The 22,750-nt window shown below is 58.1% G+C and carries 21 protein-coding genes; 10 read left to right on the top strand and 11 right to left on the bottom strand.

Annotation, left to right across the window (positions count from 1 at the left end; all coding sequences use genetic code 11):
- Positions 1-47: 47 nt before the first annotated feature.
- The 3 genes from gntT to gntX all read right to left on the bottom strand — a co-directional run bounded on the left by gntT (position 48) and on the right by gntX (position 3,005).
- Positions 48-1,364, bottom strand: a complete 1,317-nt coding sequence (gntT, locus tag F8562_RS21655) for a gluconate transporter (protein WP_004134706.1) — start codon at positions 1,362-1,364, stop codon at positions 48-50.
- A 332-nt stretch (positions 1,365-1,696) separates the two neighbouring features.
- The gene (gene nfuA / locus F8562_RS21660; protein WP_004106660.1) at positions 1,697-2,272 is read right to left on the bottom strand and encodes a Fe-S biogenesis protein NfuA; all 576 of its coding nucleotides are present in this window, start codon (positions 2,270-2,272) and stop codon (positions 1,697-1,699) included.
- Between the two features lie 58 nt (positions 2,273-2,330).
- A complete protein-coding gene (gene gntX, locus F8562_RS21665) occupies positions 2,331-3,005 on the bottom strand; it encodes a DNA utilization protein GntX (protein ID WP_032694208.1) in 675 nt (224 codons plus the stop codon).
- Positions 3,006-3,043: 38 nt separating this feature from the next.
- Between gntX and bioH the strand changes: the two genes are divergently transcribed.
- Together bioH and F8562_RS21675 are read left to right on the top strand one after the other, a co-directional pair.
- Positions 3,044-3,826: a pimeloyl-ACP methyl ester esterase BioH gene (gene bioH, locus F8562_RS21670; RefSeq protein ID WP_042934212.1), complete on the top strand. Its 783-nt coding sequence runs from the start codon at positions 3,044-3,046 to the stop codon at positions 3,824-3,826.
- Between the two features lie 111 nt (positions 3,827-3,937).
- On the top strand, positions 3,938-4,207 hold the full coding sequence (locus F8562_RS21675) for a YdgH/BhsA/McbA-like domain containing protein (RefSeq protein WP_014227147.1): 270 nt from the start codon (positions 3,938-3,940) through the stop codon (positions 4,205-4,207).
- A gap of 231 nt (positions 4,208-4,438) precedes the next feature.
- Here the strand turns inward: F8562_RS21675 and feoC are convergent, their stop codons facing one another.
- The 5 genes from feoC to greB all read right to left on the bottom strand — a co-directional run bounded on the left by feoC (position 4,439) and on the right by greB (position 10,581).
- A complete protein-coding gene (gene feoC, locus F8562_RS21680; RefSeq protein WP_014839729.1) occupies positions 4,439-4,675 on the bottom strand; it encodes a [Fe-S]-dependent transcriptional repressor FeoC in 237 nt (78 codons plus the stop codon).
- Between the two features lie 9 nt (positions 4,676-4,684).
- A complete protein-coding gene (gene feoB / locus F8562_RS21685) occupies positions 4,685-7,003 on the bottom strand; it encodes a Fe(2+) transporter permease subunit FeoB (protein WP_042934424.1) in 2,319 nt (772 codons plus the stop codon).
- Positions 7,004-7,030: 27 nt separating this feature from the next.
- Positions 7,031-7,258 (bottom strand): ferrous iron transporter A, encoded by a 228-nt coding sequence (gene feoA / locus F8562_RS21690; RefSeq protein WP_004126281.1) that lies wholly within the window; start codon positions 7,256-7,258, stop codon positions 7,031-7,033.
- Positions 7,259-7,669: 411 nt separating this feature from the next.
- Positions 7,670-10,000, bottom strand: coding sequence for a Tex family protein (locus F8562_RS21695; protein WP_089046397.1), 2,331 nt, complete (start codon positions 9,998-10,000; stop codon positions 7,670-7,672).
- Between the two features lie 101 nt (positions 10,001-10,101).
- Positions 10,102-10,581, bottom strand: coding sequence for a transcription elongation factor GreB (gene greB, locus F8562_RS21700; RefSeq protein ID WP_014839733.1), 480 nt, complete (start codon positions 10,579-10,581; stop codon positions 10,102-10,104).
- A 237-nt stretch (positions 10,582-10,818) separates the two neighbouring features.
- On the opposite strand from greB, the gene ompR reads away from it, so the two are divergent.
- A complete protein-coding gene (gene ompR, locus F8562_RS21705; RefSeq protein WP_001157751.1) occupies positions 10,819-11,538 on the top strand; it encodes a two-component system response regulator OmpR in 720 nt (239 codons plus the stop codon).
- Entirely contained in the window at positions 11,535-12,896 is a 1,362-nt protein-coding gene (gene envZ, locus F8562_RS21710) for a two-component system sensor histidine kinase EnvZ (protein ID WP_014839734.1), read from the top strand. The genes ompR and envZ overlap by 4 nt, the downstream gene beginning before the upstream one ends.
- A 99-nt stretch (positions 12,897-12,995) precedes the next feature.
- Here envZ and F8562_RS21715 read toward each other — a convergent pair whose 3' ends face one another.
- Entirely contained in the window at positions 12,996-14,267 is a 1,272-nt protein-coding gene (locus F8562_RS21715) for an acid phosphatase (protein ID WP_014839735.1), read from the bottom strand.
- A 309-nt stretch (positions 14,268-14,576) separates the two neighbouring features.
- Between F8562_RS21715 and F8562_RS21720 the strand changes: the two genes are divergently transcribed.
- Positions 14,577-15,419, top strand: coding sequence for a 23S rRNA (adenine(2030)-N(6))-methyltransferase RlmJ (locus tag F8562_RS21720; RefSeq protein ID WP_009651758.1), 843 nt, complete (start codon positions 14,577-14,579; stop codon positions 15,417-15,419).
- Positions 15,420-15,490: 71 nt separating this feature from the next.
- A complete protein-coding gene (gene gorA, locus F8562_RS21725; RefSeq protein WP_014839736.1) occupies positions 15,491-16,843 on the top strand; it encodes a glutathione-disulfide reductase in 1,353 nt (450 codons plus the stop codon).
- A 54-nt stretch (positions 16,844-16,897) separates the two neighbouring features.
- Here the strand turns inward: gorA and F8562_RS21730 are convergent, their stop codons facing one another.
- Positions 16,898-17,521: a glutathione S-transferase family protein gene (locus tag F8562_RS21730; RefSeq protein WP_014839737.1), complete on the bottom strand. Its 624-nt coding sequence runs from the start codon at positions 17,519-17,521 to the stop codon at positions 16,898-16,900.
- Between the two features lie 121 nt (positions 17,522-17,642).
- Between F8562_RS21730 and F8562_RS21735 the strand changes: the two genes are divergently transcribed.
- From F8562_RS21735 to F8562_RS21750, 4 genes are all read left to right on the top strand, one after another.
- Complete coding sequence (locus F8562_RS21735) at positions 17,643-18,791, top strand: iron-containing alcohol dehydrogenase (protein ID WP_094909482.1); 1,149 nt, start codon at positions 17,643-17,645, stop codon at positions 18,789-18,791.
- A gap of 266 nt (positions 18,792-19,057) precedes the next feature.
- A complete protein-coding gene (locus F8562_RS21740) occupies positions 19,058-20,710 on the top strand; it encodes an alpha,alpha-trehalase (protein WP_014227158.1) in 1,653 nt (550 codons plus the stop codon).
- Between the two features lie 68 nt (positions 20,711-20,778).
- Positions 20,779-21,327, top strand: a complete 549-nt coding sequence (locus F8562_RS21745; RefSeq protein WP_014227159.1) for a GNAT family N-acetyltransferase — start codon at positions 20,779-20,781, stop codon at positions 21,325-21,327.
- Positions 21,328-21,380: 53 nt separating this feature from the next.
- Positions 21,381-21,809: a lysozyme gene (locus F8562_RS21750; protein ID WP_014227160.1), complete on the top strand. Its 429-nt coding sequence runs from the start codon at positions 21,381-21,383 to the stop codon at positions 21,807-21,809.
- Here the strand turns inward: F8562_RS21750 and F8562_RS21755 are convergent.
- Positions 21,806-22,414 carry a response regulator transcription factor gene (locus F8562_RS21755; protein WP_038422949.1) on the bottom strand — a complete coding sequence of 203 codons (609 nt, stop codon included), beginning with the start codon at positions 22,412-22,414 and terminating at the stop codon, positions 21,806-21,808. The two genes, F8562_RS21750 and F8562_RS21755, sit on opposite strands and share 4 nt — an antisense overlap.
- Between the last annotated feature and the right edge of the window lie 336 nt (positions 22,415-22,750).

Raw genomic sequence — 22,750 nt, forward strand, 5'->3', positions numbered from 1 at the left:
CGGGTTCGCCTCGCGGCGACCCGGCTCGTTTTAGGCGGACAAGCAGCTTATACCACCATCCCCAGCAGCAGACAGCCTACCAGGCCGCACACTGAGATAATGGTTTCCAGCACCGACCACGACTTAATGGTCTCGCCGATGGTCAGGTTGAAGTATTCCTTAAACAGCCAGAAGCCCGGGTCGTTAACGTGAGAGAAGATAACGCTGCCGGAGCCAACGGCGATCACCATCAGTTCCGGGCTCACGCCGGTGGTGGCGATCAGCGGCGCGGCGATACCGCCCGCGGTGATCGCCGCAACGGTGGCGGAACCCAGCGCAATACGCAGTACCGCAGCAATCGACCATGCCATAAACAGCGGGGACATATTGGATTCATGCATGATAGAAGCAATGTATTTATCCATGCCGCTATCGACCAGCACCTGCTTGAAGGCGCCGCCGCCGCCGATGATAAGCAGCATCATGGCGATAATTTTGATCGAGGAGGTCAGCGTATCGTTAATCTGCTCCATGGAACGACCGCGGTTAAGACCGAAGGTGAACATGGCGATCAGTACCGCGATCAGCGTGGCCATGACCGGGTCGCCGAAGAATTCCGCGATCGGCAGGAAGGCATGACCTTTCGGCAGAACCATTTCGGCCACGGCGCGCATGGCCATCAGAATAACCGGCACCAGAGAGGTCCAGACGCTGACGCCGAAGCCCGGCATCTCTTCCTCAGTGAACGTTTTCGGGTTATGCAGGCCTTCCGGAATCGGCTTATCGATACCTTTCAGGAAGCGTGCGTAAACCGGCCCCGCGAGGATAACCGTCGGGATCGCCAGAATCGTACCGAACAGCAGGGTTTTACCCATGTCGGCATGGAAAATAGTGGCAATGGCCGTCGGGCCCGGGTGCGGAGGCAGGAAACCGTGCGTGACGGAGAGCGCGGCCGCCATCGGGACGCCGATATAGAGCAGCGGGATACCGGCGGATGCGGCGATGGTAAAGACCAGCGGCAGCATCAGTACGAAGCCCACTTCATAGAACAGGGCGAAGCCGACGGTAAAGCCGGTGAGCACAACCGCCCATTGAATATGTTGTTTACCAAATTTGGCAATCAGCGTGGTGGCGATACGCTGCGCGCCGCCGCAGTCCGCCAGCATTTTACCGAGCATCGCGCCGAAGCCCATGATCAGCGCGAGGCTGCCGAGGGTTCCCCCAACGCCGTTTTTGATGGAGACGATAACTTTATCCAGAGGCATACCCTGCATGAGCCCGACGGCAAGTGCCACCAGAACCAGAGCGATAAACCCGTTCAGCTTGAAACGGATCATCAGCAACAATAACAGGGCAACCCCGATAGCAACGATGACTAATGGCATGATTTACCTGGCCTTAATTTGTTATGGGTAACGTCATAGTTTCAACATTGACTTCATCCGTTCCGACCGGAACAAAAAATGTCTGACGCCGTAGAAGCTGGCTTTATCCTTACCCAGAGAAAGGATAGCTGGCTATTTTTTTATCTGTGGCGCCTGAAGTGAATGATACGGGTAACATATGAAGTTTGAGAATCACCTGGGCGGTGAAAATTTCAAATATGAGACTTAAGTCATACTCTTTCCCGGGTTTCTGCCGGGTCGCTTAGCGGGAAATGTTGCGCGGTAACATGAGGGGAGTCGCCCGGCCGCGAAAAGGCTGCCGGGCGGGGAAATCAGTAGTAGGAGTGCTCGCCGCGCTGGTGTTCAGTCAGATCGCGTACGCCTTTCAGTTCCGGGAACTCGTTCAGCATCTGCTTCTCGATCCCCTCTTTCAGCGTCACGTCAACCATCGAACAGCCGTTGCAGCCGCCGCCGAATTGCAGAATCGCCAGGCCATCGTCGGTGATTTCCATCAACGTGACGCGCCCGCCGTGCCCGGCCAGCTGCGGGTTAATCTGCGACTGCAGCAGGTACTCAACGCGCTCCATGAGCGGGGCATCGTCGGACACTTTGCGCATCTTGGCGTTTGGCGCTTTCAGCGTCAGCTGGGAGCCCAGCTGGTCGGTAACAAAATCGATTTCAGCGTCTTCCAGGTACGGCGCGCTAAGCTCATCGACGTAGGCGGTGAGTTGCTCAAACTTCAGCGCGGTATCGGAATCTTCCACCGCATCCGGTGGGCAGTAGGACACGCCGCACTCGGCGTTAGGGGTGCCGGGATTGATCACAAATACGCGAATTTGTGTCCCTTCTTCCTGATTTGCCAGCAGTTTGGCAAAGTGCGCTTGTGCAGCATCGGAAATACGGATCATAGCGTTGGCCTAATAGTTGACTATTTTACTGGGTTATTATACGCCCATCAGCAGGGGTCTACAAGGTACGGCATATACACCATACCTGAACCGTCGCGGCGCCGTTTCGCAAAAGCAGGCGGGATATCTCGGCGACGGTGCTTCCGGTTGTGACGACATCATCCACAATGGCGATATGGTGGCCCTGGAGCGACAATTCAAGCTGGAAGGCGTTTTTCAGGTTCCGTTTGCGCAATCTGGCGCTGAGCTGATGCTGGGTGGCGGTGCGGCGCCGGCGGGTTAGCGCATCGCTGCGCCAGGCGCAGTCCAGCCAGCGGGAGAGCGGTCGGCACAGCAGATCGCTCTGATTAAATCCCCTCTTCCACTGACGACGCTGCCAGAGCGGCACGCTAATTATCCGGTCCGGGCGGGGAAGATCCCGACGCTGGCGAATGCGCAACAGCAGCAGACGCGCCAGCGCCGGGGCCAGCTCGGGCCGCTTATTGAATTTCAGCTGGTGAATCAGGCCGCTCAGCGGCGGTCGATAGTCATTCACCGTCACCAGCCGCTGCCACGGCGGCGGTTTTTGCAGGCAGCGCCCGCAGGGCAGCGTGCTTGATTGGGCCGGTAGGCCGCACTGCGGGCACAACGGTTCAGACGCCAGCAGCGCCGACGCGCATCGCGAGCAGATCCCCCAGCTGGCGATGGCCAGCGGCATTTGGCATAGCCAGCATAAGCTGTGTGCTGTTAGCATATTTCCCCCTCGTATTGGTGGAAAGAGAACAGTAACTGATGAAAACGATCGCGTGGCAAACCACGGGCGAAGGAAATTGTCATCTTGTGCTGCTGCACGGATGGGGGCTGAATGCCAAAGTGTGGGATTGCATCACGCCGCAGCTGGCTTCGCATTTTACGCTGCACCTCGTCGACCTGCCTGGCTATGGCCGCAGCGGCGGCTTTGGCGCGATGTCGCTGGAAGAGATGGCCCAGCGGGTGCTGGAAAACGCGCCGGAGCGAGCTATGTGGCTAGGCTGGAGCCTCGGCGGGCTGGTGGCCAGCCAGGTCGCGTTATCCCATCCCGATCGCGTGCAGGCGCTGGTCACCGTGGCCTCTTCCCCCTGCTTTAGCGCTCACGACAGCTGGCCCGGGATTAAGCCCGACGTGCTGAGCGGATTTCAGCAGCAGCTGAGCGAAGATTTTCAACGCACTGTCGAACGCTTTCTGGCGCTGCAAACCCTGGGTACCGAAAGCGCGCGTCAGGATGCGAGAGCGCTGAAGAGCACGGTGCTGTCGCTACCGATGCCGTCGCCGGACGTTTTAAACGGCGGGCTGGAGATCCTCAAAACCGCCGATTTACGCCAGCCGTTGACCGCCCTCGCCATGCCGTTTTTGCGCCTGTACGGTCGGCTGGACGGTCTGGTACCGCGTAAAATCATTCCGCTTCTCGATGCGCTGTGGCCCAAAAGCACGTCGATTGTCTTCGATAAAGCCGCCCATGCGCCGTTCATTTCACATCCGCAGGCGTTTTGCTCTCCGCTGATTGAGCTGAAGCGTGAGATCGATAAATTTTTTTAGCGGGACGTGGTAAAAACGCAGGGTGCAGCAATACTTAGGTTGTTGCGGGGGTTGACTATTTCACGCTGGCCCCGTGACCTAAAAAAAACAACCTAATGGAGAGTAGAGGCTATGAAACTTGTTACAGGAATTGTTGCATCTCTGGTGATTGGCTCCCTGTCCTTCGGCGCGTTCGCCGCCAAGGAAATTCAAAAAGACGAAGTGGCTAAGTTGAACCTGACCAAAATTGGTTCGATTACCACCTCCAGAACAACCTCTCCGATGGATGCAAAGCGCGATCTGTCGAAAAAAGCGGATGAGCTGGGCGGCACCTATTTTGTGGTGATTGCAGGCGAGAAGAACGAGAAAACGGTTCACGCTAACGCGGACGTCTACAAGTAAGCCAGAAAGCGGGTCTCAGGACCCGCTTGCGGTATATGCCGCAGTCGGTTCCCGGAAGCGGCGCGTTGCGCCTGTCCGGGCTACCCACCCCAGAACCGTACAAATCTGTGGTCGAATCTCCCGGGTCGCGGCGTAAACGCCTTACCCGGGCTACCAAGCCCAAAACCGCACAAATTCGTAGCCCGGATAAGGCGTTAGCCGCAATCCGGGAAACCTGCCTTCACAGCCCAATCAGCGCAGCGACCACCACTCCCGCAGGCAGGCTTTGCCTTCCGGGCAGCTTTTACAGCTGCCGGAGAGGCAGCCATCGGCATCTTCGGTCACTTTCACCGCTTTCCCCATCGCTTGCAGGCGGCCCAGCATGGCGTCAATCAGCGGCTGCGGCGTATTCAGGCGGACGCTGAGCTGCTTTGCCTCCATCCTCCCCTGCAGGGCCAGCATATCGCGGATTTCAATTAATGACGCCATCATCGCTCCTTAGTGGCAATCGCCCGCCGGACTCTGGCAGCAGGTGGACGGCGTTTTGCGCGTCGCCAGCAGCGAGACGTCCACCCGGCTACGCGCTCTGCGCAGCAGGCCAAAGACCACGATATTGAACAGCACCACCGCCAGAATGCACACCAGGCTATAGCGCGGATGCTGGCTAAAGCTGACGGTCTGGTAGTACAGCGTAGAAAGTGAATAGGCGATATTCAGCCCCCACAGGACGGAGAACATCATCCAGCCGCGGCTCGACTCGCGGGCAATCGCCCCCATTACCGAGATGCAGGGAATATAGAGCAGGACAAAAATCAGGTAGCTGTACGCCGCAGCGGCGCTACCGAATTTGCTGCCCATGACGCCCATCGCGCCGGTTGCCATTTCGCCGTCGCCTTTACTGGCTTCGATAGGGTTGGCCAGCACGCTCAGGCTGAACGTATCTTTCAGACTCTGCCAGGTCTCGTCTACCGCGGCCAGCAGCTCATCGCCGAGGCTAAACGTCTGCGGATTAAACGCTTCGTTCTGGATATCTTCAGCGGTGTAGAGGGTGTTCAGCGTCCCCACCACCACTTCCTTGGCCATCGCGCCGGTGAACAGCCCGACGGTCGCCTGCCAGTTATCCTCATGTACGCCAATCGGTTTAAATACCGGGGTAATCACCCGGCTGACCGACGCCAGCGCCGAGTCGTTGATGTTATCGACGATCTTACCGCTCAGCGAGAAGCTGTTCAGCGCGCTGAGGAAGATACTGACGATAACGATCACTTTACCCGCGCGCAGGACGAAGCCTTTCAGGCGCTGCCAGGTCTGGATAATCAGACTCTTCACGTGCGGAACGTGATACACCGGCAGCTCCATCACGAACGGCGACGCTTCGCCGCGCATAATGGTATGCTTCAGCATCAGTCCGGTCGCAATCGCCATCACGATCCCCAGTACGTACAGCGAGAAGACCGCCAGCGCGCCGTTCTGGCCGAAAAAGGCGGCGGCGAAGACGGCGAAAATCGCCAGCCGCGCGCCGCAGGACATAAACGGCGCCATCATAATGGTCATCAAACGTTCGCGCGGCGCATCAAGCGTACGCGCGCCCATCACCGACGGAACGTTGCAACCAAAACCGACGATTAACGGCACGAAGGATTTCCCCGGTAGCCCCAGCGCCTGCATCAGGCGGTCCATCACAAACGCCGCCCGCGCCATATAGCCAGAGTCTTCAAGGAAAGAGAGGAACAGGTACATCATGCCGATCTGCGGTACCAGCGGCAGTACGGTATTGATACCGCCGCCAATCCCCTGGGCGAGGAACACCGTCAGCCAGTCCGGGAAATGCAGGGTATAGCCAACCCACTGAATACCGTGGATAAAGATAGCCACGGAACCGGCATCAAAAATGGGCTGCAGCGCGCCGCCGATATTAATCGCCAGCAAGAACATCAGGTACATAACGAACAGGAAGACCGGCAGGCCGAGGAAGCGGTTGAGGATCACTTTATCCATCGCCGCGGTAAAGCGGCTTGGCTCGGCGGTAAGGGTATTACTGACCGCATCGCAAATGGCGGCAATACTTTGGTAACGGGCATCGGCGATATGCAGCGCGGGGTCATCCATCTCTTCGCTCAGGTGCGCCAGGGACACGTCCAGCTTGTGGGCAGCGTCACCGGCGTAGGCGCGGCTGTAAATATCGCCTTCAAGCATCTGTAAACCCAGCCAGCGACGCTGGCGCTGCGGAATATCCGCGGCCATGGCCTGCGCCAGCTTGTCCGCCTCCCGCAGCAGCGGCTGCGGATAGTGCACCAGTTCAATAGCCTGGTTCTGCTGATGGCGATCGATCGCCATTTTTAAGGCCTCGATACCGCGCCCGCGGGTGGAAACCAGCGGGATCACCGGGCACCCGAGACGCGCGGCCAGCGCGTCGACATCGATGCGGATCTTCTGTTTTTCCGCGATATCGAGCATATTCAGCGCGACCACGCAGGGGATGCCAAGCTCCAGCAGCTGCAGCGTCAGATAGAGGTTACGTTCCAGATTGGACGCATCGACCACGTTAATCAGCATGTCGGCGTCGCCGCTGAGAATATAGTGGCAGGCAATCTGCTCATCCAGCGAGGTTTGCGAGGAGATGGTGGTCAGGGAATACGTGCCCGGAAGGTCTACCAGCGTGACCTGATGATCGGTGGTGTTGAAACCACCCTCTTTGCGTTCAACGGTCACTCCCGCCCAGTTACCGACGCGCTGGCGCGCGCCGGTGAGCTGGTTGAACAGCGTGGTTTTACCGGAATTAGGATTACCAATTAAGCCAAGGGTTAATTTTTTCATATTCATACTCTTAGTGCCGGTCAGGCATTATTGTGCAACCGCTTCCAGCTCAATTAACGCAAGATCCTTTTTACGTAATACCAGGCTAACGCGTCGGGTTTCAATATGAATAGGGTCGCCGAGCGGCGCCACGCGAACCACATTGAAAGAAGAACCCGGCAGCATCCCGAGGGACAGCAGCTTTTGCCGATACGCCGGACTAATATCGCGGGAGAAACCGGTGATTTTCCACGCACTATCAGGTGTGAATTGCATAGGACCTACTTGTTTATCGCCAACTGAAAAGAGAGTTTTCCGTATGCGCCGGAGACGCGGCGCCAGGGACCGTAGCTAACGAAGAAGAAAAAATACTCAATGCAAATAATGATAATGAGAATAGTTTTTATCATCAATACATATAATGCGGCCGTTTCGCTTTTTAAAGAGAAAATTGAGCTTTTGTTGATATTGAGCAAACTCTATTTTGTCGCCGTCGCGGAGGTGATGATTATTCTTAATGACTAAATGTTTAATTAAAGTTTCTATAGTTAACGAAATGAAAATAATAATATCGCCGTCCGTAATTCGCGCTTATTACGACGTTATAAGAAAATACTGATGCTTGTTTGCACAATATGGCGAATGCCGGAAGAAATGCGGCCCCTTAGCAAAAGGGGCCGGAAAGAATTAACGTTTTTTACCCATTGCCGCCGCCAGCGCATCCATCATCGCGCTGTTGCCCGCAGGCTGCGCCTCGCGACCGCGAGGTTTAGCGGCCTTCGCCGCCGGGCGGTTGCCCTGAGGACGATCGTTACCGCCGCCGCGGCGCGCGTTGCTGTCGCCTGGCTGTTCGTCCAGACGCATCGTCAGCGCGATGCGCTTACGCGGCAGGTCGACTTCCATCACTTTCACCTTCACGATATCGCCCGCTTTGACCACCGTATGCGGGTCTTCAACGAACTTATTCGACAGGGAAGAGATATGCACCAGGCCGTCCTGATGAACGCCGATATCAACGAACGCGCCGAAGTTGGTGACGTTGGTCACCGCGCCTTCGAGGATCATTCCCGGCAGCAGGTCGTTCATCGTCTCTACGCCATCGGCGAACTGGGCGGTTTTAAACTCAGGGCGCGGGTCGCGGCCCGGTTTCTCCAGCTCTTTGATGATGTCGGTCACCGTCGGCACGCCGAATTTCTCATCGGTGAAGTCAGCGGCTTTCAGATGACGCAGCTCGCTGCTGTTGCCCATCAAATCTTTCAGCGCCTGCTGAGTCGCCGCCAGAATGCGCTCCACCACCGGATACGCTTCCGGGTGCACGGTTGAGGCGTCCAGCGGGTTGTCGCCGTGGTTGATACGCAGGAAGCCCGCGCACTGTTCAAAGGCCTTCGGCCCCAGACGGCTGACCTTCAGCAGCTGCTGGCGATTCTGGAACTGGCCGTTCTCATCGCGCCAGGAGACGATATTCTGCGCCATCATGCGGGTCAGACCGGCGACGCGGGTAAGCAGCGGGACGGAAGCGGTATTCAGATCGACGCCAACGGCGTTTACGCAGTCTTCCACCACCGCGTCCAGCTTACGCGCCAGCTGGGTCTGGCTGACATCGTGCTGATACTGGCCGACGCCAATGGATTTCGGATCGATTTTCACCAGCTCGGCCAGCGGGTCCTGGAGACGACGGGCGATAGAGACCGCGCCGCGCAGGGAAACGTCGAGATCCGGGAACTCCAGCGCCGCCAGCTCGGAGGCGGAGTACACGGACGCGCCCGCTTCGCTGACGATGACCTTCTGCGCGGTCACTTTCGGGAACTGCTTCTGCACGTCGAGGAAGAAGCGCTCGGTTTCACGCGAGGCGGTACCGTTGCCGATCGCCACCAGCTCAACGTTGTACTTTTCACACAGCGCGGCAACCGCCACCGCCGCTTTTGCGGCCTGGCCGGTATGCGGGTAGATGGTATCGGTAGCCACCAGCTTGCCGGTACCGTCAACGACGGCGACTTTGACGCCGGTGCGCAGGCCCGGATCGAGGCCCATGGTGGCGCGCAGCCCGGCCGGCGCGGCCATCAGCAGGTCGTGCAGGTTGCGGGCAAAGACGTTAATGGCTTCGTCTTCCGCGCGTTCGCGCACGGTCCCCATCAGCTCGGTTTCGAGGTGCATCAGCACCTTGATACGCCACGTCCAGCTCACCACGCCCTTACGCCAGCCGTCCGCCGGCGCGTTATTCAGGCGCAGGCCGAGATGGTCGATAATGATTTGCTCGCCGTGGCTCTCTTTCGGCGGCTCGTCGAACTGCGGGTCGGCGTTTAAAGAGAGCTGCAGCACGCCTTCGTTGCGGCCGCGGAACATCGCCAGCGCGCGGTGCGACGGCACGGTGGAGATCGGTTCATGGTGATCGAAGTAGTCGCGGAATTTCGCCCCTTCCTCTTCTTTACCGCTGACGACGGTCGCCACCAGGTGGGCGTTTTTCCACAGATAGTCGCGCACTTTCGCCAGCAGGCCCGCGTCTTCAGCAAAGCGCTCCATCAGAATATAGCGCGCGCCGTCGAGAGCGGCTTTTGTGTCCGCTACGCTGTTGTCGGCGTCGATATATTTAGCGGCTTCGGTTTCCGGGTCGTGAGAGGGATCGTTCCACAGCAGATCGGCCAGCGGTTCCAGCCCGGCTTCAATGGCGATCTGCCCGCGCGTGCGGCGCTTCGGCTTGTACGGCAGATAGAGATCTTCGAGCTCGGTTTTACTCAACGTCCCGTTGATGGCTTTTTCCAGCGCCTCGGTCAGCTTGCCCTGCTCGCCGATGGACTTCAGGATCGCCTGACGACGGTCTTCAAGTTCACGCAGATAGCCCAGGCGGGTTTCCAGATTACGCAGCTGCGTGTCATCCAGACCGCCGGTGACTTCTTTACGATAGCGTGCGATAAACGGCACGGTATTCCCTTCATCAAGCAGGCGAACGGCAGCTTCTACCTGTTCAGCCCTGGCCTGAAGTTCACCCGCAATAATGCGGCAGAGCGAATCATTCATCATCGGTTTAATTCATCTTTAGGATCAAAAATCAGGGGGATAGTTATACGGACTGGCACGCTAAAATGCCAGCCGCGACCCAAGCCTCTCGGAATGTTCCGGACCTATTTGGCTTTGACGTATTCAATTTCGTTCACGTACCAGGCCGCCTCGCCCGCGGGGGTGTTCACGATAGCTAAATCACCGACCTCTTTTTTCAGCAGCGCGCGCGCCATTGGCGAATCAATGGAGATGTAGTCGTTGCGGCCAAAGATTTCATCGTAGCCGACAATCCGGAAGCGCTTCGTCTCGCCCGCATCGTTTTCAATCTCCACCCACGCGCCGAAAAAGACCTTACCCTCCTGCTGCGGCGAATAATCGACGATTTTCAGCTGCTCAAGGCACTTGGCCAGGTAGCGCACCCGGCGGTCGATTTCACGCAGGCGCTTTTTATTGTATTGGTAATCGGCGTTTTCACTGCGGTCGCCGAGGCTCGCCGCCCAGGTCACCTTTTTGGTGACTTCCGGACGTTCTTCGCGCCACAGGGTATCCATCTCTTTCTTCAGTTTTTCATACCCTTCACGGGTGATCAGCGGCGTTTTCATCGAAGGTTCCGGCTCCTGATTACAGATCTTTGTGCAATGCTGCGCACAATTCGTCGCACGTCATCATACCAACAGGATAAATAATGTGTCTTATGCTTAAATGTATACTTAAGCTGCTGTTAAATATGCTTTGTAACAATTTAGCCTGGAATATATACCAGATTTCGCTGGTGGGCGACCCGGGCTTTTTTGAGAATACGTACTGACAATTGCAGTGAACCTTTGGGAGTATAAACAATGCAAGAGAATTATAAGATTCTGGTTGTCGATGACGACATGCGCCTGCGTGCGCTACTCGAACGTTATCTGACCGAGCAGGGCTTCCAGGTTCGTAGCGTGGCGAACGCTGAACAGATGGATCGCCTGCTGACCCGTGAATCCTTCCACCTGATGGTGCTGGATCTGATGCTGCCGGGCGAAGATGGCCTGTCCATTTGCCGCCGCCTGCGCAGCCAGAGCAACCCGATGCCGATCATTATGGTCACGGCGAAAGGGGAAGAAGTTGACCGTATCGTGGGCCTGGAAATCGGCGCCGACGACTACATCCCAAAACCGTTCAACCCGCGCGAGCTGCTGGCCCGTATCCGCGCCGTACTGCGCCGTCAGGCTAACGAACTGCCGGGCGCGCCTTCGCAGGAAGAAGCGGTTATCGCCTTTGGTAAGTTCAAGCTGAACCTCGGGACCCGCGAGATGTTCCGCGAAGATGAGCCTATGCCGCTGACCAGCGGTGAATTCGCGGTACTGAAAGCGCTGGTGAGCCATCCGCGCGAACCATTATCCCGCGATAAGCTGATGAACCTCGCTCGCGGCCGTGAATATTCGGCCATGGAGCGCTCCATCGACGTACAAATCTCCCGCCTGCGCCGCATGGTGGAAGAAGATCCGGCGCATCCGCGCTATATCCAGACCGTTTGGGGCCTGGGCTACGTTTTCGTCCCGGACGGCTCTAAGGCATGAAACGCGTGCGCTTTTCGCCGCGAAGCTCGTTTGCCCGCACCCTGTTACTGATCGTCACCCTGCTGTTCGCCAGCCTGGTGACGACCTATTTAGTGGTGCTGAATTTCGCGATCCTGCCCAGTCTCCAGCAGTTTAATAAGGTTCTGGCCTACGAAGTGCGTATGCTGATGACCGATAAACTCCAGCTGGAAGACGGCACTCAGCTGGTGGTGCCGCCGGCGTTTCGCCGCGAGATTTACCGCGAGCTGGGCATTTCGCTCTATTCCAACGAAGCGGCGGAAGACGCAGGCCTGCGCTGGGCGCAGCATTATGAATTCTTAAGTCAGCAGATGGCGCACCAGCTCGGCGGGCCAACCGAAGTGCGGGTCGAGGTAAACAAAAGCTCCCCCGTGGTGTGGCTGAAAACCTGGCTTTCTCCCAATATCTGGGTGCGCGTACCGCTGACCGAAATCCACCAGGGCGATTTCTCGCCGCTGTTCCGCTACACCCTGGCGATCATGCTGCTGGCGATTGGCGGCGCCTGGCTCTTTATTCGTATTCAGAACCGACCGCTGGTCGACCTGGAGCACGCGGCGCTTCAGGTCGGGCGAGGGATTATTCCCCCGCCGCTGCGCGAATACGGCGCATCGGAAGTGCGATCGGTGACCCGCGCCTTTAACCACATGGCGGCTGGCGTGAAGCAGCTGGCGGATGACCGCACGCTGCTGATGGCCGGGGTGAGCCATGATTTACGCACTCCCCTTACGCGTATCCGTCTGGCGACGGAGATGATGGGCGAAGAGGACGGCTACCTCGCCGAGTCGATTAATAAAGATATTGAAGAGTGTAACGCCATTATCGAGCAGTTTATCGACTACCTGCGCACCGGCCAGGAGATGCCGATGGAGCTGACGGACCTTAACGCGGTGCTGGGGGAAGTGATTGCGGCGGAAAGCGGCTACGAGCGAGAAATCGCCACCGACCTGCAGCCTGGCGAGATCCCGCTGCGCGTGCATCCGCTCTCCATCAAGCGCGCGCTGACGAATATGGTGGTCAACGCCGCCCGCTACGGCAACGGCTGGATTAAAGTCAGCAGCGGCAGCGAGGGGAACCGGGCCTGGTTCCAGGTGGAAGATGACGGTCCGGGAATTAAACCGGAGCAGCGTGAGCATTTGTTCCAGCCGTTCGTGCGCGGCGATAGCGCCCGTACGATTAGCGGGACCGGCCTCGGCCTGGCTATCGTTCAGCGCATTATCGATAACCATAACGGTAAGCTGGAACTTGGCTCCAGCGAACGCGGCGGATTATTAATTCGCGCCTGGCTGCCGGTGCCGATGCAGCGCGCCCTGCCCGCGATAAAGCCCGCCAAAGAGATCTAATTCTGCCGGTACGCCCGCAGCGGCGCCACGCTGTACGCCGCCGCATTGCCCTTGTATCCCGGAGAGGTGCGCCAGCACCGCCTCCGGAGTGCACCAGGTTTAATGCGCTTTATTCGCCATCGCATACGCCGCTGGCAAATTCAGCCGCTGCCAGAACTGCTGCGCGTCATTATCACCGGAAAGCGGATACCCTGCGGGCAACGCCGTTTTGACCATCAGCGCCCGACGCTGCGCGGCGGACAGATTCGGCAGCGCAGCCTCCAGCAGCACTTCAGCCCCTTGCGGCACCTTCAGGCTCTGTTTTTCGCCCTTCTGCTGCGGCAGATCGTAGGTCATGGTAAAGCGATAAAACGCGACCATCGCCGGGTCGCGATACGGATCGTCTTTCGCAGGCACTTTCGCACACTCCGCCAGCGTCGTGCCGCACTCTTTCTCCAGCGCGGTACGCAGCTGGTCGCGGGCCTCATTAAACAGCCCCCGATACTTCGCGTCATTCAGGTAGTGGGCGACATTGCGCTGCGCCACCATCCGCGAACCCATCACGTCCAGCGGATAGTGCACGCCCAGCACGATGCGCGAATAGCCATAGCGGGCGCCGCGCGTCACCAGCGCGTCGAAGCGCTCCGGGATCATCTCCGCCATTAGCAGAGCGTCGGTATAGCCGGTGTTGGTGTGCCCGCTCGGAAACGAGCCGCCGTCGGCGGTATAGGGCTTATTGTCCTTAACGACCACATCGTCCGGCACCAGATGGATGGTATTGCCCTGAATCAGGAACGGGCGCGGGTTGTTAAAGTGCTTTTTCGCCGCCCCGGTACTCACTTCCGAAGCTTTGATCAGCGCCGCCGCCTTACCAAGCTCGCCTTTGTCGTAGGCGGCGAGGAACGCTTTGCCGAGACGCGGCCCCAGCGCATCGCTGAGGAAGTAGAGATAGCTGATGCCCTCGGCATCCGCCAGCGCCTGATGGCGGGAGGTCTGTACGGCATCGCGGTTGATGGCGGTGACCGTCGCCAGATTTTGCTCAATTACCGCCTTCGGCAGCGCAGTGAACGCCGAGAGCAGCGCAATACCCGCCTGCTGGTTGGCTTTTGTCTGGAAGTCATAACCGCTGGCCTTCAGCCACGCGGTATCCGCCTGAGTTTTATTCTGTCTGGCGTGTTCAAGCTGGTCGCGAGTCAGGGTTGCCGCATCGCCCTTCAGCGCGTTGCGCAGCTGCGACAGGCTTTGGCTCTCCAGAGCGTCAAACGCCGGACTGGCGGCGGCTGGCGTCACGCCGTTGGCGATTGCCGCCGCCTGATTCAAAGGAACCTCTTTCGCCAGAACCGGCAGCGCCAGCACGAGCGCCGATGCGAGAAGCGTGATGTGCAGTTTCATTATTTTCCTTTTATACCCTAAATAATTCGAGTTGCTTAAAGGCGGCAAGGGAGTGAGTCCCCGGGAGCATAGATAACTATGTGACCGGGGTGAGCGAACGTAGCCAACACATAAGCAGCTTGAAGTATGACGGGTAAATTCAAACCATTACCTTGCCTTTACGTGACGCTAGCCCTTCTGTTTGACGCTTTTATGACACGGTTATGTTTTGCAACGCTTTAAGCGGAATGGAAACAGCGCGGCGGTAATCCAGGCCGATCTGCGGTAAACTATCGGTCATCTTGTCTCAATCCCGGAATCACCGTATCCATGCTCAGTTATCGTCATAGCTTTCACGCAGGCAACCACGCCGACGTTCTTAAACACACCGTTCAGAGCCTGATCATTGAATCGCTCAAAGAGAAAGAAAAACCGTTTCTCTATCTGGACACCCACGCCGGCGCAGGCCGCTATCAGCTGAGCAGCGAACACGCCGAGCGTACCGGTGAATATCTCGAAGGCATCGCCCGCATCTGGCAGCAGGATGACCTGCCCGCCGAGCTGGAGCCGTATATCTCCGTCGTTCAGCACTTCAACCGTAGCGGCCAGCTGCGCTACTACCCCGGCTCGCCGCTGATTGCCCGCCAGCTGCTGCGCGAGCAGGACAGCCTGCAGATGACCGAACTGCATCCCAGCGATTTTCCGCTGCTGCGCGCCGAGTTTCAGAAAGACGACCGCGCCCGGGTTGAAAAAACCGATGGCTATCAGCAGCTGAAGTCGAAGCTGCCGCCGGTTTCTCGTCGTGGACTGGTGCTGATCGACCCGCCTTACGAAATCAAAAGCGACTACCAGGCGGTCGTGACCGGTATTCATGAAGGCTACAAACGCTTTGCTACCGGCACCTACGCGCTGTGGTATCCGGTGGTGCTACGGGCGCAGATTAAGCGCATGATCAAAGAGTTAGAGGCCACCGGCATTCGCAAAATTCTGCAAATCGAGCTGGCGGTGCGTCCGGACAGCGACCAGCGCGGGATGACCGCCTCCGGGATGATCGTCATCAACCCGCCGTGGAAGCTGGAGCAGCAGATGAACAACGTTCTGCCGTGGCTGCATAAAAAGCTGGTGCCGACCGGCATCGGCCATACCACCGTCAGCTGGATCGTGCCTGAGTAATCGCAGTCATCGGTGGAAACTATTGATTTCAGGTATACAATCGCGCCAATCAGACATTAAGGATAAGACTCATGAGCAAGCATTATGACTATATCGCCATTGGCGGCGGCAGCGGCGGTATCGCCTCCATTAACCGTGCCGCTATGTACGGCCAGAAGTGCGCGCTGATTGAAGCCAAAGACCTGGGCGGTACCTGCGTGAACGTCGGCTGCGTGCCGAAAAAAGTCATGTGGCATGCGGCGCAGATCCGTGAAGCCATCCATCTGTATGGTCCGGATTACGGTTTTGATACCACTATCAATCACTTCGACTGGGACAAACTGATCGCCAGCCGTAGCGCCTATATCGATCGTATCCACACCTCCTACGATAACGTGCTGGGCAAAAATAAGGTCGATGTGATTAAAGGCTTCGCCCGTTTTGTCGATGCGAAAACCATCGAAGTTAACGGCGAGACGATAACCGCCGATCATATTCTGATCGCCACCGGCGGCCGCCCGAGCCATCCGAATATCCCCGGCGTCGAATACGGCATTGATTCCGATGGTTTCTTCGAACTGCCGGCGCTGCCGAAACGCGTTGCGGTTGTCGGCGCGGGCTATATCGCCGTTGAGCTGGCGGGCGTGATTAACGGCCTGGGCGCGGAGACGCACCTGTTCGTGCGTAAACACGCGCCGCTGCGTAGCTTCGATCCGCTGATCGTGGAAACGCTGGTTGAGGTGATGAACGCCGAAGGCCCGCAGCTGCATACCCATGCCATTCCGAAAGCGGTTGTGAAGAACGCCGACGGCAGCCTGACCCTGGAACTGGAAGATGGCCGCAGCCAGACCGTGGACTGCCTGATTTGGGCGATCGGTCGCGAACCGGCAACCGATAACTTCAACCTCGCCGCGACCGGAGTGGAAACCAACGATAAAGGCTATATCGTCGTCGATAAATTCCAGAACACCAACGTTCCGGGTATTTACGCCGTCGGCGATAATACCGGCGCCGTCGAGCTGACCCCGGTCGCCGTTGCCGCAGGTCGTCGTCTCTCCGAGCGTCTGTTTAACAACAAGCCGGACGAACATCTGGACTACAGCAATATTCCGACCGTGGTGTTCAGCCATCCGCCTATCGGCACCGTCGGCTTAACCGAGCCGCAGGCGCGCGAGCAATACGGCGATGAAGCGGTGAAAGTGTATAAATCCTCTTTCACCGCCATGTATACCGCCGTGACCTCACACCGCCAGCCGTGCCGCATGAAGCTGGTCTGCGTCGGCCCGGAAGAGAAGATTGTCGGTATTCACGGTATCGGCTTCGGGATGGACGAGATGCTGCAGGGCTTCGCGGTGGCGCTGAAGATGGGCGCAACCAAGAAAGACTTCGACAATACCGTGGCGATCCACCCAACCGCCGCGGAAGAGTTTGTGACGATGCGGTAAGACGCGCACCATGCCTGAAAAAGAAGCTCCGGAGAGCTTCTTTTTTTTTTGCCTCTACGCCACGCCGTTATTCCCGTGACGCTTAAACGCCGGCCGCTGATTCAGCGCCATATACCAGCGCTCCACTTCCGCCATTTCAGGATGGGCGAACGGCGTCATTTTCCAGCGATGCACCGACAGGCCAAGGACAATATCCGCCAGAGTAAACTCGCTACCGGCGACCCATGCCCCGGTTTGCTGCAGCTGCGTATTGACGATCTGCACGCAGCGGGTCCAGGCGGCAATGCTCTCTTTGATAGCCGTCGGATCCTGAAAGCGCGGGTCCTTGCGTACCAGTCCCATAAAGGCATAGCGCCAGGCAGTATTAAATTCCGTCGCCTGCCAGTCCATCCAGTGCTCAACCTCGGCGGCAGCCCGCGGCGCCGTGGGGAGCAGGTCTTCCCGCCCGGCTTTGCGCGCCAGATAGCGGCAGATGCTGTTCGACTCCCATAACACAAAGTCGTCATCCCGCAGCACGGGCACCAGGCTGTTCGGATTAAGGGCGCGAAACTCCGGGGTCTCAATCGACTGGAACCCGCTGCCGTAATCCTCCTGCTGATATTCAAGCCCCGCTTCTTCGCAGGTCCACAGCACTTTGCGCACGTTAATTGATGAGCGTTTGCCCAGTATTTTTAGCATTGTCAGCAATTCCTCAATCAAAAGAGATGGTTGTTTCACAATACTGCATCGGCGGCGCATGTACAGCCGGATAATGTGTATAGTGGATTGCACGATTTTTCTCCAGGACAGGTTACCCGACATGTTGACCTCTTTTAACGTTTTAACACCGGGCAATATCCGCTTTGGACGCGGCCTTGCTCGCAGCGCCGCCCCCTGGCTCGCCGCCCGCTCCGCACAGATACTGCTGATTCACGGCACCAGCCTGCAGCGCGCGGCGTTCTTATTAAGCGAACTCCACGCTCACCAGCTGAACGTCACCACGCTGTCTATCGCCCATGAACCCGACCTGCAGGATATTGAACGGGGCGTTCGTCTGGCGCGGGAAAAAGGCGTCGGCGCGGTGGTCAGCCTCGGCGGCGGCGCGGTGATAGATGCCGGCAAAGCGATTGCGGCGCTGGTTCCCGCGCAGGGACCCGCGATCGAGTATCTGGAAGTGGTGGGTACCGGGCGCCTGTTAGAAGCCAATCCGCTGCCGTTCGTCGCCATCCCCACCACGGCCGGTACCGGGGCGGAAGTCACAAAGAACGCGGTGATCAACGTCCCCGAGCAGCAGCGCAAGGTCAGCCTGCGCGACGACCGCATGCTGCCGGACCTGGCGATTATCGACCCGTCGCTCACCGACAACACCCCGCGCGCGGTGACCCTCGCTTCCGGCCTGGATGCCCTCACCCAGGTGATTGAGCCCTGGCTGTGCGCCCGGGCGAATCCTTTTACCGACGCACTCTGCCGGGAGGCGATCCCGCGCGGCATCAAAGCGCTCAGAACGCTGATGGCCAAAGAGTGTCCGGATAGCCGCGATGAGATGGCATGGGTCAGCCTGTGCGGCGGGCTGGCGTTAGCCAACGCCGGTCTCGGCGTCATTCACGGTCTTGCGGGTCCATTAGGCGGTCTGAGCAACGCCCCCCACGGCGCGCTTTGCGGCAGCCTGCTTCCCTTCGGCCTGGCGCTCAATGAAACGCAAATTAGCGACGAACGCCTCCGCCAGCGTTTTGCCGACGTACGCCAGTGGCTGGCCGCCGGGCTGGACGCCGATCCAAACAGCGCCTGGGAGAGCCTGCGCGAGTGGAGCCAGCGATCCGGTCTGGGCAATCTGCGCGAGCTCGGCGTCCCCCGCGAAGCGCTGGAACCCGCGGCCCTCGCCGCCAGCAGCTCATCCTCCATGAAGGCTAACCCGGTTATGCTCACCAGCGAGCAGCTGCTGGAAATGCTGGAGGCCGCGTGGGAGTAATGACTTAATCGCTAAAGCGCCTGAAAATTTAGATTTTGTTGCAAAACGAAATCTCCGAATTTTTCGGCGCAATACGAAGCGGTTAAAACGGTTTTAATGCGCCAGGTCAACGAGTTAAAGCGGAAACCCCGGGCAGACGGTTTAGAACAAAGCGTGATCTACCGCACACTTCTCTTTTCGTTTCCCGCTGCGAATGTCTAAGCTTAATAGACAGGTCGGGCGCGCCCGGCATCCTCTACTGACGCAATCCGGAGGTCCGTACCACTATGTTCAGCCAGAAATTACGCAACGTTGATGACGATGAGCTCAGGATCGAAATCGATCCGTGCTACGAAGCCGATCCGTATGAGTTAAAGCTGGATGAAATGTTCGACGCCGAACCCGAACCGGAGATCATAGAAGGGCTGCCCGCCTCGGATGCCCTGACCCCTGCCGATCGCTATCTGGAACTGTTCGCTCACGTCCAGAAGTCGCGAATTTTCGCCGATAGCAAAACCTTCCCCGACTGCGCGCCGAAGCAGGACCCGCTGGATATTTTGATTCACTACCGTCGCGTCCGGCGCACCCCCGGATTCGATCTCCGCCAGTTTGTTGAAGACCACTTCTGGCTGCCGGAAAACCGCGCCGAGGATTACGTCTCCGATCCCACGCGATCGTTAAAGGAGCATATTGATAATCTGTGGCCCGTCCTGACCCGCGAGCCGCAGGATCATATTCCCTGGTCGTCTCTGCTGGCGCTGCCGCAGTCTTATATTGTGCCTGGCGGGCGGTTTAGCGAAACCTACTACTGGGATTCCTACTTCACCATGCTGGGGCTGGCGGAAAGCGGCCGCGAAGACCTGCTGAAATGCATGGCCGACAACTTCGCGTGGATGATTGAAATCTACGGCCATATTCCTAACGGCAACCGCACCTACTATCTCAGCCGCTCGCAGCCGCCGGTGTTTGCCCTGATGGTCGAACTGTTTGAAGAGGATGGGGTTCGCGGCGCCAAACGATACCTTGACCATCTGCGGATGGAGTACAGCTTCTGGATGGACGGCGCGGAATCGCTGATCCCCAACCAGGCCTACCGTCACGTGGTGCGGATGCCGGACGGCTCGCTGCTGAACCGCTACTGGGACGATCGCGATACGCCGCGCGATGAGTCATGGCGGGAAGATGTCGAAACGGCGAAGCACTCCGGGCGCCCGCCGAACGAGGTCTATCGCGACCTGCGCGCCGGGGCGGAGTCCGGCTGGGATTACTCCAGCCGCTGGCTGCGGGATATCACCCGGCTGGCGAGCATCCGTACCACCCAGTTTATCCCCATTGATTTGAACGCCTTCCTGTTCAAGCTGGAGAACACCATCGCCAACCTCTCCGGCCTGAAGGGCGACCGGGAAACAGAGGCCGCTTTTCGCCAGAAGGCCAGCGAGCGCAGGGCGGCGGTAACCCGCTATCTGTGGGATGACGAAAGCGGCTGTTTCCGCGATTACGACTGGCGCCGCGAGCAGCTGGCGCTGTTTTCCGCCGCCAGCCTCGTCGCGCTGTATGTCGGCATGGCGACCCATGAACAGGCCGACAGGCTCGCCGACGCGGTACGCGCCCGCCTGCTCACCCCCGGCGGTATTATGGCGACGGAATATCAAAGCGGTGAGCAGTGGGATAAGCCCAACGGCTGGGCGCCGCTGCAGTGGATGGCGGTACAGGGTTTTAAAATGTACGGCCAGGATCCGCTGGGCGATGAGATAGCCCAAAGCTGGCTGCAAACGGTGAATCATTTCTATAAACAGCACTATAAGCTGATTGAAAAGTACCATATCGCCAGCGCCACCCCCCATGAAGGCGGAGGCGGTGAATATCCGCTCCAGGATGGCTTTGGCTGGACGAATGGCGTGGTGCGCCGGCTTATCGGCCTGTACGGCGAACCGTTGTAAAAGCGGACTATTCCCGCGGTCGATGTCCTGCTATGTTCATGGCATCGACTTTCGCCGGAAGCCCAGCTATGCCTGAACTGGTTACCCCACGTCTGCGCTGCTCGCCGCTGCAGCTTGACGACTGGCCCTTTTTTCTCAGCTTACAGCAAGACCCCCAGGTGATGCTTTACGTCGCGGATCCCCGCCCGGTAGCGGACATTCGCGACGCTTTTGATGCCCGGCTTCCCGCGTGGTCGCCGGGCGCTGCCCACTGGCTGTGCCTGGTAGTGCGCGACCGCTACACCCACGCTCCCCTGGGCCTCACCGGCTATCAGCATCACGCTCCCGATAGCGCTGAAGCGGGTTTTCTGTTCGCTCCCCGGGCGCAGGGCAAAGGTTACGGCTATGAGTCTCTGCGCGCGCTGTGCGATTACGCTTTCTCCGCCGGCGGCATCCGGCGGCTGACGGCAACCGTCACCGCGGGCAATCTGGCGTCAAAAAATCTGCTGCAAAAGGTCGGTTTTCACCAGGAGGGCGAGCTGCGCGACTGCTACTGGCTCAACGGTCGCTGGCACAACGATTGGCTGTTTGGACTGCTGCGCCGCGATTACCACCAGCCTGGGCCATCTGGCGAATAGGGCGCGACGCGCTTTTCCTCTACACTGCAGGCCGACAACAGAGGAAGCGATAAATGTCCCCAACCATACCGCCGCTAAGCCTGCACGGGCTGGAGTTTATTAAGCGAATGCAGGGGTTAGCGCTCGCCCCCTATCGGGACGAAAGCGGCCTGCGCGTGATTGGCTACGGCCACGTTCTCAATGATTACGAATCGTTCCCTCACTTCACGCGCGAGATCGCGGAGACTCTGCTTATCGTCGATCTTCTGCAGTGCCAGCGCGAACTTAAGCGCAGGCTCCGGGTCACGCTTAATCAAGCGCAATATGATGCGCTGGTCTCGTTAGCCTTTAGCTGCGGGGCGGCGTCTCCGGCGCTTGATACCGTCCTGACCCATCTTAACCATCAGCGGTTCGCTGATGCGCTGAGCGCATGGGAAAATATTCGCATCGGCCGCGAACAGCGGCGCGAAGAGTGCGCAAGATTCAAAAACAGAGCCGATTAAGTTTCGCTGACGCGATGAAAAACCATCGCCGCCTGGGTACGATTCTTCACGTCCAGCCGACGGTACAGCGACTCAAGATGGGCCTTTACCGTGCCGGTGCTGATATTTAACGTCCGGCTAATCTGTTTATTAGAGTCACCGGCGGCCAGCAGCTGCAAAATCTCACGCTGGCGCTGGCTCAAATGAACCCGTTTATTATCGCTCACCTCCGCCATTATTAATCCATCGTCCGGCAAGCAGGGCAGCCCCCGCCGGAGACGATTGATGGTCTGAGCGAAAGTGGGCAAACTTTCCTCGCGCTGCACGATGGCCCGCACATTATAAGACAGCGCGCGCTGTAGCCAGCCCTTATTATCGTCAGAAACGATCAGCAGGACCTGAGCGTGCGGAAAGCGACGCTGTTTTTCCTCCAGCAGCCAACAGCAAAACTCACCGTGCATATCCCCGTCCAGCATGAGCAGCGCGTCAGGATGCGCCGTCAGCTTCTGCCAGAGCTGTTCAGCCTGACAGGTGCCAAAAATATCAATCTCTGGAATGTATTGCTGGAGGCCAATTTTCATTCCATGAATAAATATCGACTGCCTGTCAAACATGAGTACCTGCATGGGTTTCGCTCCAATAAATAAATGCCCGACGAAAGGGCAACATCAGCCAAAATAAATAACAACGCGCCGTTTGGCCTGGGGCATTTTACCGATAGGGGAGATGAACGAAATATCATAACAATGAATAGTTACAGGGCTTATTGGCCCCATTACTTGTCCACAATATTTATTACATTTGAATTAAGGAAATCCTTAATTATGCGGGCAAGGAAAAATAAAATAATACTAATTTTCTAGTTTAAACGAAGCCGGAAACGCAGGCGATGGCGAAATGAGGAAAGTCTGTTACGAAATAAGAAAGCGCATGAAATACGTTAGCCCCTCCATACTCTATGG

The organism is Klebsiella sp. RCJ4, from assembly GCF_009025755.1.
GTDB classification, from domain to species: Bacteria; Pseudomonadota; Gammaproteobacteria; order Enterobacterales; family Enterobacteriaceae; genus Klebsiella; species Klebsiella michiganensis.